Origin of the sequence: Halomonas sp. HP20-15 (assembly GCF_033446685.1) — a bacterium.
GTDB lineage: Bacteria > Pseudomonadota > Gammaproteobacteria > Pseudomonadales > Halomonadaceae > Modicisalibacter.
The window spans coordinates 1-12,106 of the sequence record NZ_JAWQLY010000010.1 but is presented as its reverse complement, the minus strand read 5'-3'; the positions used below and the strand labels follow the sequence as shown (position 1 = coordinate 12,106).

Annotated in this window: 14 protein-coding genes and 3 tRNA genes; 13 read left to right on the top strand and 4 right to left on the bottom strand. The window is 59.5% G+C overall.

What is annotated here, in order from left to right; all coding sequences use genetic code 11:
• Positions 1-42 precede the first annotated feature (42 nt).
• The 6 genes from R6258_RS13670 to nadB all read left to right on the top strand — a co-directional run bounded on the left by R6258_RS13670 (position 43) and on the right by nadB (position 3,984).
• Positions 43-117: transfer RNA gene (locus R6258_RS13670), tRNA-Gly, on the top strand.
• A 103-nt stretch (positions 118-220) separates the two neighbouring features.
• Positions 221-294 (top strand) — tRNA-Cys (locus tag R6258_RS13665).
• Positions 295-328: 34 nt separating this feature from the next.
• Positions 329-415, top strand: a tRNA-Leu gene (locus tag R6258_RS13660).
• Between the two features lie 395 nt (positions 416-810).
• Positions 811-1,071 carry a hypothetical protein gene (locus R6258_RS13655; RefSeq protein WP_318451183.1) on the top strand — a complete coding sequence of 87 codons (261 nt, stop codon included), beginning with the start codon at positions 811-813 and terminating at the stop codon, positions 1,069-1,071.
• 179 nt (positions 1,072-1,250) lie between these two features.
• Positions 1,251-2,447: an FUSC family protein gene (locus R6258_RS13650; RefSeq protein WP_318451181.1), complete on the top strand. Its 1,197-nt coding sequence runs from the start codon at positions 1,251-1,253 to the stop codon at positions 2,445-2,447.
• Positions 2,434-3,984 (top strand): L-aspartate oxidase, encoded by a 1,551-nt coding sequence (nadB, locus tag R6258_RS13645; RefSeq protein WP_412176384.1) that lies wholly within the window; start codon positions 2,434-2,436, stop codon positions 3,982-3,984. Before R6258_RS13650 ends, nadB begins: the two co-directional genes overlap by 14 nt.
• 34 nt (positions 3,985-4,018) lie before the next feature.
• Here the strand turns inward: nadB and R6258_RS13640 are convergent, their stop codons facing one another.
• Positions 4,019-4,327, bottom strand: a complete 309-nt coding sequence (locus R6258_RS13640; protein WP_318451177.1) for a hypothetical protein — start codon at positions 4,325-4,327, stop codon at positions 4,019-4,021.
• 37 nt (positions 4,328-4,364) lie between these two features.
• Positions 4,365-4,646: a succinate dehydrogenase assembly factor 2 gene (locus R6258_RS13635; RefSeq protein ID WP_318451175.1), complete on the bottom strand. Its 282-nt coding sequence runs from the start codon at positions 4,644-4,646 to the stop codon at positions 4,365-4,367.
• Positions 4,647-4,846: 200 nt separating this feature from the next.
• Between R6258_RS13635 and R6258_RS13630 the strand changes: the two genes are divergently transcribed.
• The 3 genes from R6258_RS13630 to lapB are packed head-to-tail and all read left to right on the top strand — an operon-like array spanning position 4,847 to position 6,664.
• Complete coding sequence (locus tag R6258_RS13630) at positions 4,847-5,143, top strand: integration host factor subunit beta (protein WP_031383865.1); 297 nt, start codon at positions 4,847-4,849, stop codon at positions 5,141-5,143.
• A gap of 33 nt (positions 5,144-5,176) precedes the next feature.
• Positions 5,177-5,482: a LapA family protein gene (locus tag R6258_RS13625; protein ID WP_318451170.1), complete on the top strand. Its 306-nt coding sequence runs from the start codon at positions 5,177-5,179 to the stop codon at positions 5,480-5,482.
• Positions 5,483-6,664, top strand: coding sequence for a lipopolysaccharide assembly protein LapB (gene lapB, locus R6258_RS13620; RefSeq protein WP_318451168.1), 1,182 nt, complete (start codon positions 5,483-5,485; stop codon positions 6,662-6,664).
• Between the two features lie 9 nt (positions 6,665-6,673).
• On the opposite strand, the gene pyrF is transcribed toward lapB, so the two are convergent.
• Positions 6,674-7,369, bottom strand: a complete 696-nt coding sequence (pyrF, locus tag R6258_RS13615) for an orotidine-5'-phosphate decarboxylase (protein ID WP_318451166.1) — start codon at positions 7,367-7,369, stop codon at positions 6,674-6,676.
• 229 nt (positions 7,370-7,598) lie between these two features.
• Here pyrF and R6258_RS13610 point away from each other — a divergent pair, with 229 nt between their 5' ends.
• Positions 7,599-7,868, top strand: a complete 270-nt coding sequence (locus R6258_RS13610) for a ComEA family DNA-binding protein (RefSeq protein WP_318451164.1) — start codon at positions 7,599-7,601, stop codon at positions 7,866-7,868.
• A gap of 74 nt (positions 7,869-7,942) precedes the next feature.
• Here R6258_RS13610 and R6258_RS13605 read toward each other — a convergent pair whose 3' ends face one another.
• Positions 7,943-8,704 carry an SDR family oxidoreductase gene (locus tag R6258_RS13605; protein WP_318451162.1) on the bottom strand — a complete coding sequence of 254 codons (762 nt, stop codon included), beginning with the start codon at positions 8,702-8,704 and terminating at the stop codon, positions 7,943-7,945.
• Positions 8,705-8,862: 158 nt separating this feature from the next.
• Here R6258_RS13605 and R6258_RS13600 point away from each other — a divergent pair, with 158 nt between their 5' ends.
• From R6258_RS13600 to groL, 3 genes are all read left to right on the top strand, one after another.
• A complete protein-coding gene (locus tag R6258_RS13600) occupies positions 8,863-9,375 on the top strand; it encodes an FxsA family protein (protein WP_318451160.1) in 513 nt (170 codons plus the stop codon).
• Between the two features lie 181 nt (positions 9,376-9,556).
• Positions 9,557-9,850 (top strand): co-chaperone GroES, encoded by a 294-nt coding sequence (locus tag R6258_RS13595; protein WP_318451158.1) that lies wholly within the window; start codon positions 9,557-9,559, stop codon positions 9,848-9,850.
• A gap of 74 nt (positions 9,851-9,924) precedes the next feature.
• Positions 9,925-11,565: a chaperonin GroEL gene (gene groL / locus R6258_RS13590; RefSeq protein ID WP_318451156.1), complete on the top strand. Its 1,641-nt coding sequence runs from the start codon at positions 9,925-9,927 to the stop codon at positions 11,563-11,565.
• Positions 11,566-12,106 lie beyond the last annotated feature (541 nt).

Here is a 12,106-nt window from a genome sequence, read left to right as displayed (position 1 = left end):
TGACACTTCCGCACTTATCCTTATAATGCGCACTCGAGTCGAGCGGGAATAGCTCAGTGGTAGAGCATCGCCTTGCCAAGGCGAGGGTCGCGAGTTCGAATCTCGTTTCCCGCTCCAGTATTTGTCTCGACCAAGGTGTCAAGGTAACAAGATCGCGCGCCGGATCGCCGGTCCGATAGATCTCGTTTCCCGCTCCAATGGCTAAGACAGCGACTCCTGAGGCTGGATGGCAGAGTGGTTATGCAGCGGACTGCAACTCCGTGTACGCCGGTTCGATTCCGACTCCAGCCTCCATCTTATCCCGCTTAAGCCGGCTAGATTCTCCAACGCCCGGATGGCGAAATTGGTAGACGCAAGGGACTTAAAATCCCTCGGAGGCAACTCCGTGCCGGTTCGAGCCCGGCTCCGGGCACCAGCCAAACCAGCTTAGATGACCCAGCTAGAGCTCAGTGAGTTACCGCATCTAGCCTCCCCTACCCATCCCTTAGCCGATTCTGGCCGCAGAGATACGACGGGATATTAATCGCTCGCTCGACTGCAAGGCTCATCATCGCTACGCCATTACCCAGCTCATGCCGAATATTGCGCGATCCTGCGAACCCGCAGTGCATGGATTTTGCTGCCTGTATCGAGCCATCGGCCATTTGTTGCACTACCGTATTTCGCAACGAGCCACTCGCAATAACGCTTCAAAATAAAAAACTTATAAGCAGTTGTTTTTATTGCCCAATCATCAAACCGGATTAACAAAAACGTCACCCGACATTGCTAGGCTATGTATATCGGGAACGAGACAGGAGGTCTCCTCTTATGCTTAATCGCTCAAGAAGGGTCGATTGCCCGCAATGCGGTGGAAGCAATTTTTGGAAAGGCGATCCGAAGCCGACCGACGAACTCCACTGCCGCTATTGCAAGGCTTTCGTCACTACTTACGATAGCTATATACATGACCGTATCCGCAACGAGGCGGCACAAACGCTTGCAAGATTCATCGAGTCCGACTCCGAGCAAGACCTGATGATGTTGAGAGAGGCCCTGGCCCACCCGGCCCGGCGTAGCGCCACCCGCTGACAAGTCCTTGGCTAGGACACTCTTGCTGCCAGCAGGCCAAGCATCCCTGGATGCCGCTAAGTGGCTGATCAGGCTAGCTTGTAATTGCGATTTCGGGGGTAGATCAGGCAAAATGCGGGCTCCCCAGGGCAGATAAGAGCCCGGCCCGTTGGATCCTTACCCCTTTAAGGCAGCCGCTCATGCCACTGCTGCGATTGCGCGACCCTTACTTCAACTATTTTCATCGCCATCGCCTGCATGTCTTGCGCATCAGCCTGGGTCTATCGTTGACCTATCTGATCATTCAAGGGCTACAGATACCCCATGCCAGTTGGGCTCTGGTCAGTACTCTGATGGTAATGGGCAACCTGCCCCATATCGGCGGCGTCCTCGACAAGGGTGTCCAGCGACTGCTGGGAAGCGTACTGGGCGCCTCGTGGGGTATCCTGCTGATGCTGATCCCCGACTCCCCGCCGGGCGTCGTGCCTGGTTGGACGCTCATCAGCATCGCCATCGCAACACACGCCACCTTCGCGACACGCTATGGTTATAGTGCGCTGATGTTCGGCATCTCCTTGCTGCTGGTGGTGGGCAGCGGCGATCACGACTTGAGCATCGCCTTATGGCGGGCAGGTAACGTCCTGCTGGGTACCCTTATAGGGGTTTTGGTGACCCTGATCGTGTTACCGCAAAAGGCCACGGATGTATTGCGCTTCCTGCTCGCCGACAACCTCGATAAGCTGGCCAGGCTCTATCATGCACACACCAGTGCGACCAGCGGGCAGGACCTGGATACGCGCCAATTGCTCAAGACAACCACTGCCCAACTCGTTCAACAGCGCGGACTGGTCGATGCCATCCATAGCGAGCGGCGACTGCGCCGCGGCGAGCTCGAGGACTTGTTGTCGCTGCAACGGCGCATGCTGTCGACCATCGAGCTACTGCTCGAATCGCACTGGACCACGCGCGACGGGCATGATCGCATAGAGGCCATGAACGGGCTGCGTGAAGAGCAACACCACCTGGCCCGGGTACTCGGCACCCTGGCCTTTCAGGTTCGGACCGGTCAGCCGATCGATGTCGAGGTAGGCAGATTCGACCTGCAGCGCTACGCCGATAAGGCCGCGCTGGCGCGTGGGCCCGACGGCCGCATTCTGTTCAGTCCCAGCGGTTATCTGTGGCTCAATCGTGAATTGGCCCGACTGGCTCACGAGCTCAGCCTGCGTCTGGGTGGATTGCGCCGACTACCCAGCCGTCGCTTGCGTCGACGCGCCAGCCATCACACTTTGATCAGCGATGCCCGACGACTGGCCAATAAAAGCGACGAGCCTGACGGCTTCGACAACGAGCCGCATGGCTCCCCGAGAAAAGGCCGCGATTGCGATGACCGAAAGTGAACACGATGTACTGATCATCGGTGGGGGCGTAGCCGGGCTGACACTGGCGCTTGAGCTGGCCGATCATCGCCGTATCACGTTATTGCGCCCGGGACGTGACGAAATCGGCGCGAGCTCATGGGCTCAGGGCGGGATCGCCGCCGTACTGGCACCACAGGACACGCTTGAAGCGCACGTGCAGGACACCCTGGTCGCTGGCGACGGTCTATGTGACGAGCGGGCCGTCCGCTTTACCGTCGAGAACGGCCCCGCCGCCATCGGATGGCTGATCGACCAGGGCGTACCGTTTACGCGCGACCCATCGCCCGAGGCCCCCTACCCCTATCACTTGACCCGCGAAGGCGGCCACGGCACGCGGCGCATCATCCATGCAGCCGACGCCACCGGGCGAGCCGTCATCGACACGTTGCTCGCTCGGGTTGCTGCCCATGCACGGGTGCGCCTGGTCACCGACCTGCAGATCATCGAGCTCTGTGCCGACAATCAGGGCTGCTGTGGTGCATTGGGCCTCGACAGCGAAGGCCACCTTCAACGGCTATGGGCTCGAGATACCGTGCTGGCTACCGGTGGTGCCAGCGGCCTCTATCGGTACACCACGAGCCCCAACCCGGCATGCGGCGAGGGTATGGCCATGGCCGCCGCGCTGGGCGCGCGTCTAGCCGACCTGGAGTTCCAGCAGTTCCACCCCACCTGCTTCTTCGATCCCGACGGGCCGGCGTTCCTGATCAGTGAAGCGGTACGTGGCGAAGGCGGCATCCTGCGCAATGCGCAGGGGCGACGCTTCATGCCGGACTATGACGAGCGCGGCGAACTGGCACCGCGAGACATCGTCGCGCGAGCGATTCAGGCAGAAATGCAACGCGCGCACAGTCAATACGTTGCACTGGACATCACTCACCTGCCCGCGGAGACAATCGAGCATCACTTTCCGACCATCGTCGCCCATTGCCAGGCCCGCGGCATCGACATCCGTCGTGAGCCGATCCCGGTCGTTCCGGCGGCGCACTACAGCTGTGGCGGTGTCGTGACGGATCTCGACGGTGCCAGCGACATAGCGCATCTCTACGCTATCGGCGAGGTGGCCCGTACGGGACTGCACGGGGCCAACCGCATGGCCAGCAACTCACTGCTGGAATGCCTGGTGTTCGCACGTTCCGTGGCCAACGCGTTGCGTCATGGGCAAGCTCATGGACCGAATCGACCGCTGGCCCGGGAGTGCCTAGCAACGCCGCCCGACGAACAGGCACCGCCGCCCCCCGAGGGCGAGGCAAACGCACTGCTCGAGCGGCTACGCGAAGTGATGAGCGAACACGCCGCCATCGTTCGCAGCGACGCCGGCCTGAGGACGGCTCAGGCCCAGCTGAAAGTCCTGAAGGCCGATAGTGACCAGTTGAATGATCGCTTCAGGCCGACTGTTGCGACCCGTAGGTTGAGTCATGCACTGCTGGTGGCTTCTGAGCTAGTCGACTCGGCCTTGCAGCGCCGCGAATCTCGCGGCCTGCACTACAACCGTGATTGCCCATCAACCATTCCTTAATTTCCGCAGCTAGCTACCAGCAATAAGCGGCGGTTCATTCGCTCCAAAGCAGCAGGCGACGCAGATGCCAGCGTTGCCCCTGTTCGACACTATCCACCCACAGCCAGTGGCGTCGGCCCGCCACGTCCAGACCCGCCAAGAACGGACCGAGATAGATACAGGACACCACAACCGGCTGCCAGCCCCGCTCCCGTCTGCACTGCCAACCGTTGCCCTGCCCCGGCACCCAGCGAAGCGTCAGCCCACGCGCCTGGCGCCACTCCCAGCCAAGCCCCGCGAGCATCGTCACGCTCGAAGCGACGGCCAGCCACAGCGGGCCATAGCGTACAATCAGGACACACACGGCCAGTGCCAACAGCGCCGAACACGCCAATCCCAGCCTAGAGGGTGCGATATTGATCGTTACCGGTCGTTTCAGCATATTCGACGATCATCTTGACGATTCGCCGTAGCGTCTCGTCCTGTGGCCAATCGCGACGCATCAGCCAGATGAAGAGATCCTGATCCTCCTGCTCGATCAGTGCCTGGTAGGCGGCCTGGTCCGTGTCGCTGAGAGCGCCGTAGCGATGCTCGAGAAAGGGGATCAGGAGCAGATCCAGCTCCCACATGCCACGACGGGAATGCCAGTAAAGGCGCTTCAATGTGGTGTCTTCGGTCACCATTAACCTCTTTTTCGCGAATGGAACTGACGGCGATTATACGCACCGAGCCTGCGGCGCGACACGCACAGGATCACTGCCGTATCCGCCAGTTGCGGTACATGTCGGCTAGTGCGTTGTTTTCTCACGGTTCGGGCAGTATGCTGACGAAAACAACAAGACGTGCCCTGCCCTAGGCAGGCCATCCGTGTGGAGTGAATGCGATGACCAAGTCCGAGTTGATCGAACAAATCGCCATGCGACAGCCCGAGCTGTCAATCAAGGAAGTCGAAGCCGCCGTGCGCATCATCCTCGACGACATCACTGGTGAACTGGCCGATGGAGGCCGAGTCGAGATTCGCGGCTTCGGCAGTTTTTCGTTGCATTATCGTGAGCCCCGCGTCGGGCGCAACCCGAAGACCGGCGATCCGGTCGATTTGACGGGCAAATTCGTGCCACACTTCAAGCCGGGCAAGGAGTTGCGCGAGCAGGTCAACGCCAGTCGCGCGCTGGGTTACTGATGCCCGACACAGTTCTGCCATAAGGAAATCGCTATGCGCTGGCTCAAAGGTCTGCTCCTCGCCATCATCTTGCTGGTGGTGTTGCTGCTGGGGATCCTCTTCGCCGTCAACAACCAGCAGGCGTTGCCTTTGAACTTGATCTGGATCGAGTTGCCACCGGCATCGCTGTCGCTCTGGCTACTCATCGCTCTCGCTTGCGGCGTGATCCTTGGCATGCTCGCAATGACCGGCGTGTATCTACGTCTGCGCACCCTGCTCACCCGCGCCCAGCGCCATAACCAGCAACAACGCAAGGAGCTCGATCGACTGCGCATCCAGGAGTTCAAGGACACCCCGTAGATGCCTGATCTCAAGCTGCTGGCCCTGTTACTGGTGGCAATCGCCATCGGCTGGTGGCTGGGCCGACTCGAGAGCCGCCGACACGCAAGACACCAGCCCCGCTCATCACCGTTGTCGCGTGACTATTTCGTCGGCCTCAACTATCTACTCAACGAACAGCCCGACCGGGCCATCGAAACCTTCGTCCAGGCACTCGAGGTCAACAGCGACACCATCGAGACTCATATCGCACTGGGCAACCTGTTCCGCTCACGCGGCGAAGCCGATCGCGCAGTCAAGATTCACCAGAACCTGCTGGCTCGGCCTTCGTTGACCGCGCTACAAAGCGACCAGGTCCAGCTCGAACTGTCGCGGGACTTCCTGCACCTGGGACTCCTGGATCGTGCCGAAAGACTTCTCCTGGGACTCTTGCGTACCAGCCACGATCAGGCCCGGCTGAAACCCGCCAAGCTCCTGTTGGTGGATCTGTACGAGCGCGAGCGCGAGTGGGCCAAGGCCCTGGAAGTGGCGCAGCCGCAACTGATCCGTGAAGACGCCGACATTCGCCGCGCAGCCGCTCACTGGCTTTGCGAACTGGCCCAGCAAGACATGCACACCGCCAGCCCGGCCCTGGCTCGCAAGCGCCTGCGCCAAGCCCTGAGCATTGATGATCGCTGTGTACGAGCCAATTGGCTGATCGCCGAACTGGAGCGTGAAGCAGGCAATTACAAGGCGGAGATACGTACGCTCCAACGCCTCGCCCGCCAGGATCATGACTTCACGCCTATCGTTCTGGAACCGCTGCGAGACGCCTATCTAAAACTCGAAGACGAGCAAGGCCTGGTACGCTGCCTGCGCCAATGGATCAGCGAAGCGCCACATATCAGTACGGTGATCATGCTGGCTCGCCTGACCGAACAGCATGAGGGCATCAACGCGGCCGCCAATGTCATTGGCGACCAGCTCGCCGTCACCCCCAGCTTACGTGGCGTCGACTATCTCATGGACCTCTACGTTACCGAAGCCGGCCCCGAACAGCAGCATTTCTCGCTGCTCAAACGGCATACCGGAAAGCTGCTCGAGTCCCGGCCTCGCTTTCGCTGCCATCGTTGCGGCTTCGCAGGCGCCCATTTGCATTGGCAATGCCCCCGTTGTCGAAGCTGGGGCGTAACCAAGCCAATCACCGGCCTGGAAGGTGAATAATTCGGCGCTTTACAGTTCTCGTTCGATCGCCTCAAGCGCCGCCATGGGATCGGTGGCCTCGGTTACCGGGCGCCCGATCACCAAATGGGTGCTTCCCGCGGCTAGTGCTTCGGCCGGCGTCAATATACGCCGCTGGTCTCCCTGCCGAGCAAACGATGGACGGATGCCCGGTGTAACCTTGAGAAAGGCCTCGCCGCACAACTCCTTAAGCCGGCTCGCCTCTTGCGCAGAACATACCACGCCATCTAGCCCTGTCTGCTGGGCCAGTTGCGCCAAACGCTCGACTTGCGACTCAGGCGTTACATCCAGGCCGACCTCGGCCAGATCCTGACGCTCAAGGCTGGTCAAGACCGTCACTGCGATGAGTCGCGTCTTGAAGCGCTGTGCCTCGAGACGTTCCCGGGCCGCCTGCATCATGCGCCGCCCGCCCGAGGCATGGACATTGACCATCCATACACCCTGTTCTGCGGCCGCCTGAACGGCCCCGGCCACGGTATTGGGAATATCATGGAATTTAAGATCGAGGAATACTTCGAAGCCCCGTCCGTGCAGCGCCTCGAGAACCGCGGGTCCACTGCGCGTGAATAGCTCCTTGCCGACCTTGAGTCGACAGCGAGCAGGGTCCAGCTGATCCGCCATGCATAGAGCCGCATCCAGCGACGAATAATCGAGAGCGATGATCAGCGGTGGGGTTTGGCTAGGCATGGGGGCTCCAATGGCAATGAACTGTCGCTAGTATACCAGCCCCGCTTGAGCGAACTGCAGCCTGACAGTGAGTAGCAAATGGCAAAATACTGACACCGTTTATCGTCAATGGATTACATAAAATGACGAATACGCCAACATCCCCGCTCCGGTGATTGCTTTAGGGTGAGAAAGGTAATTCGCAGGAAACCAATAAAACTAATGTTGTAATGATAAGAAGGGAATAAAGATGTCCAAATTGCTCAAGGCTGCGCTCGTGTCGCTGGCCATCGCCCTGGCATCCACGACCGTAGTGGCTCAGGAAACGGCCCAGATCAACGTCAATACCGCTGACGAGGCGACATTGGCTCAATTGCCCGGCATCGGCGAGGTCAAGGCCCATGCCATCATCGTGGACCGCAAGAACAATGGCAGTTACCAAACTGCCGACGATCTCGCTCGCGTAGATGGGATCGGCGAAGGAACCATCGACAACCTGCGCCAGCAGGTTACATTCTAACCTCTCTGCCATCATCCATGCGTAACGGGCATGCCAGCAGGCATGCCCGTTCTGCGTCCAGTCTCGTCCCAGAGTTAGATGCGCAGCCCGCCATCGCATTCAATGACGCGCCCGCTGAAATAGGCGTTCTCGAAAATATAACAAACGCTTTGCGCGATATCCTCCGGCTGGCCCAACCGCCCCAGCGGAACGCCCTTGGTGATCTTTTCCAGCACATCCGGACGCATCGTTGAAGTCATCTCGGTTTCGATGAACCCCGGTGCCACGGCGCCGACGCGAATACCGTAACGCGCCAACTCCTTTGCCCAGGTCACGGTCAAGGCGGCCACGCCGGCCTTGGCCGCCGCGTAGTTGCTCTGTCCCATGTTTCCGGCGCGAGAGATACTGGAGATATTGACGATGACTCCCTGGAGGCCGCTTTCGACCATCTGACGAGCCGCCTCACGCCCACATAAGAAAACGCCGGTCAGATTGACATCGAGCACCTGCTGCCATTGGGAAAGGGACATGGTCTTCTCGACCCGGCCATCCTTAGCCTTGACCAGAAGGCCGTCCCGGGTGATGCCCGCATTATTGACCAGTCCCGATAGCGGTCCGAGTCGATCATGTATTCTTGCGAAGCAGCGTTCTACGGCATCCTCGTCGGCGACATCCGCCACGAACGCTTCAGCAACGATGCCCAACTCGGCAAGCTGCCCCGCTCCATGAGCCAGGCTCTCCTCGTCGCGGTCCACGAGTGCCAATCGCGCGCCGCGCGCGCCTAGCAATTTGGCCATGGCGAGTCCCAGCCCCTGGGCCCCACCAGTTATCGCAACGACGGCACCATCCAGTTCCATGACGTTCTCCTTCGAGCAATTGTGTTGTGCGGCGCAATATAAGCAAAGGTAGCACGCCATTCCTCATGCCTGCCATCATTGAAACTGAGCAAAGCCAGCAAACTTGCTTTTTTGCGCAAGTGCCTCCATCTCGGCTGTATGAATCCATGGGAGAGCCTATGCCGATCTTACTGTGCTTCACGTTATTTGCCTTGCTGGACTTCGTCATCCTGTTTTCGGTCGGCTCACAGATCGGCCTTCTGACTACCTTGGTGCTCGTCATAGCTACCGGCTTTCTGGGGTTGCATCTGGTCAAGCGGGAAGGCGTCGCGACACTCCAGCGTGCACAACAGCGGTTCGCGCAGGGTGAAATCCCTTCCGACGAACTAATGACCGGTGCCGCATTGATCTTTGGCGGCGCCCTGCTCATGGCCCCCGGTTTCCTTTCCGACGCCCTGGGCTTCATGTGCCTGTTGCCGAATTCGCGACGATTGCTCGGCAAGCTGCTAAGGAAGCTACCTGGACGCATGAGCGCTTACTCGATGCACTCCCGTTATCCGCCCGGTGACACTGGATGGGATGATGGTTCGAATCGCCCCTCTTCGCAGGACGAGCAGCCAGGCGAAGAGACGCCTCAATCCAATGGGCCGCTTGAAGGAGACTTCCTAGGGCGCGATGAAACGCGGCGGTGAATTTTTTTCATTGGAAGGCCTTGAAAGGCCTTAGCAAGGCCCCATCAAGTGATCAGCGATAAGCTTCGGTAGGCGGCCAGTCCGCAGACCACCAACACCGGCGAGGATCGCTCGCCGCCCGTGAGCCTTGCTCATCAGGGAAATGCGTTTGAGTTATGCAACCATCAGGAGAACGTGAGCAATGAACATCCGTCCCTTGCACGATCGCGTCGTTGTCCGTCGCGTCGAAGAAGAACAGAAAACCGCTGGCGGTATCGTGCTTCCGGGCAACGCCCAGGAAAAGCCGACTCGGGGCGAAGTCCTCGCCATCGGTAACGGCCGGATTCTCGACAACGGTGAAGTACGCCCGCTGGACGTCAAGGTCGGTGATACCGTCATCTTCAAGGAAGGCTTCGGCGTCGAGAAACAGAAAATCGATGGTGAAGAAGTTCTGATCATGAGTGAAGCAGACATCCTCGCCGTCGTCGAAGGCTGAGCAACGGGCTTATATACGTTTCCGTACGGTTAACACTATTTCGTTCATCGCACTAATTTCAGGAAGTTACGAAAATGGCAGCGAAACAGATCAAGTTCTCAGATGATGCACGCAAGCGCATGGCGCGCGGCGTTAACGTTCTGGCTGACGCCGTCAAGGCCACGCTGGGGCCGAAGGGCCGCAACGTAGTGCTCGAGAAATCCTTCGGCGCTCCGACCGTCACCAAGGACGGCGTTTCCGTCGCCAAGGAGATCGAGCTCAAGGATCGCTTCGAGAACATGGGCGCCCAGATGGTCAAGGAAGTCGCTTCCAAGACTTCCGATGTAGCGGGCGACGGCACCACAACGGCGACCGTCCTGGCTCAGTCCATCGTCAACGAAGGCCTCAAGGGCGTCACTGCCGGCATGAATCCGATGGATCTCAAGCGCGGGATCGATCAGGCCGTGACAGCCGCAGTCAAGGAAATCGAGCAACTCGCCGTGCCCTGCACCGATTCCAAGGCGATCGCTCAAGTCGGCACCATTTCTGCCAACGGTGATGCACGCATCGGTCAGATCATCGCCGAGGCGATGGAAAAGGTCGGTAAGGAAGGCGTCATTACCGTCGACGAAGGCCGGGGTTTCGAGGACGAGCTGGAAGTCGTCGAGGGCATGCAGTTCGATCGCGGTTACCTCTCGCCCTACTTCGTCACCAACCAGGAAACCATGGCAGTCGAACTGGAAGATCCACTCCTGCTGCTGGTCGACAAGAAGATCTCCAACATTCGTGAGCTTCTGCCCGTGCTCGAGAGCGTCGCCAAGGCTGGCAAGCCGTTGGCAATCATCTCTGAGGACATCGAAGGCGAAGCACTGGCGACACTGGTCGTCAACAACATGCGCGGCATCGTCAAGGTCGCTGCCGCCAAGGCGCCCGGCTTCGGCGATCGCCGCAAGTCCATGCTCCAGGATATCGCCATCCTCACCGGCGGTACCGTGATCTCCGAGGAAGTGGGTCTGACTCTCGAGCAGGCCAACCTGGATCACCTGGGCAGCGCCAAGCGCATCACCATGTCCAAGGAAAACACCACCATCATCGATGGTTCCGGTTCCGAGGGCGACATCGAAGCACGTGTTGGCCAGATTCGCGCCCAGATCGAAGAGACGTCTTCCGATTACGACCGCGAGAAGCTTCAGGAACGCGTCGCCAAGCTGGCCGGCGGCGTAGCCGTCATCCGCGTTGGTGCCGCTACCGAAGTCGAAATGAAAGAGAAGAAAGCCCGCGTCGAAGATGCGCTTCACTCTACACGGGCAGCAGTCGAAGAAGGCGTGGTACCTGGCGGCGGTACCGCTCTGATCCGTATCCTGACCAAGATGCAGGGTCTCAAGGGCGAGAACGAAGACCAGACCCATGGTATCGCGATCGCGCTGCGTGCGATGGAATCACCGCTGCGCCAGATCGTGACCAACGCTGGCGAAGAGGCCTCTGTCATCGTCAACCGCATCAAGGACGGCGAAGGCAACTTTGGCTACAACGCGCAGACCGGCGAGTACGGCGACCTGTTCGAGATGGGTGTTCTCGACCCGGCCAAGGTGACTCGGTCTGCGCTGCAGTCCGCTGGCTCCGTGGCAGGTCTGATGATCACGACCGAGGCCATGATCGCCGAAGACCCGGACGAGAAGGAAGCCGGTGGTGCCCCGGACATGGGTGGCATGGGCGGTATGGGCGGCATGATGTAAGCTGTCCGCTTACTCCTCACCGCTTGCGGTGACACTATTAAGCCCCGCCTTCTGGCGGGGCTTTTTTATGTTTCCATCTTAATGGCTCGGTGCAAATCCCGATTAGGCTTGTTGAATGAAGCCGCTTTGCAGCACCGTTCTGACCACCCATGGCGATAGACCGCTTGTAGCTTGTTAGAAGCCGCTAGCTAAACAATGACAGCACAGTAAAGGAGTACATCTCTTTATCGAGCATTGCTGTGGTCACCAGTAGAGCGAGCGCAGGAAAGCCTAGCAAAACCACTAGAGACAACCTTCCAACAATAGACGGGCTAATACTGGTCACCAGTGACGTTCAAAACCCAGGCTTTACCAGTTTTCCCAGGCATAAAAAAAGCCCCCGGGTGTCCGGGGGCCTTTTCGTGAAGCTGCCTGACGATGGTCGGGGCGGCCACCCGCCGGGCGGCGCTCCGCGCCTCTGCCTGGGAAGCCCTAAACGACAACACCCCCGACCAATGGCCGGGGGTGTCGAAATAAATGCCTGACGATGACCTACTCTCGC

Coding starts and splice junctions, on each gene's coding strand:
- R6258_RS13655 (WP_318451183.1), top strand. CDS start 811: ATGCTTAATCGCTCAAGAAGGGTCGATTGCCCGCAATGCGGTGGAAGC.
- R6258_RS13650 (WP_318451181.1), top strand. CDS start 1,251: ATGCCACTGCTGCGATTGCGCGACCCTTACTTCAACTATTTTCATCGC.
- nadB (WP_412176384.1), top strand. CDS start 2,434: ATGACCGAAAGTGAACACGATGTACTGATCATCGGTGGGGGCGTAGCC.
- R6258_RS13635 (WP_318451175.1), bottom strand. CDS start 4,646: ATGGTGACCGAAGACACCACATTGAAGCGCCTTTACTGGCATTCCCGT.
- R6258_RS13630 (WP_031383865.1), top strand. CDS start 4,847: ATGACCAAGTCCGAGTTGATCGAACAAATCGCCATGCGACAGCCCGAG.
- R6258_RS13625 (WP_318451170.1), top strand. CDS start 5,177: ATGCGCTGGCTCAAAGGTCTGCTCCTCGCCATCATCTTGCTGGTGGTG.
- lapB (WP_318451168.1), top strand. CDS start 5,483: ATGCCTGATCTCAAGCTGCTGGCCCTGTTACTGGTGGCAATCGCCATC.
- pyrF (WP_318451166.1), bottom strand. CDS start 7,369: ATGCCTAGCCAAACCCCACCGCTGATCATCGCTCTCGATTATTCGTCG.
- R6258_RS13610 (WP_318451164.1), top strand. CDS start 7,599: ATGTCCAAATTGCTCAAGGCTGCGCTCGTGTCGCTGGCCATCGCCCTG.
- R6258_RS13605 (WP_318451162.1), bottom strand. CDS start 8,704: ATGGAACTGGATGGTGCCGTCGTTGCGATAACTGGTGGGGCCCAGGGG.
- R6258_RS13600 (WP_318451160.1), top strand. CDS start 8,863: ATGCCGATCTTACTGTGCTTCACGTTATTTGCCTTGCTGGACTTCGTC.
- R6258_RS13595 (WP_318451158.1), top strand. CDS start 9,557: ATGAACATCCGTCCCTTGCACGATCGCGTCGTTGTCCGTCGCGTCGAA.
- groL (WP_318451156.1), top strand. CDS start 9,925: ATGGCAGCGAAACAGATCAAGTTCTCAGATGATGCACGCAAGCGCATG.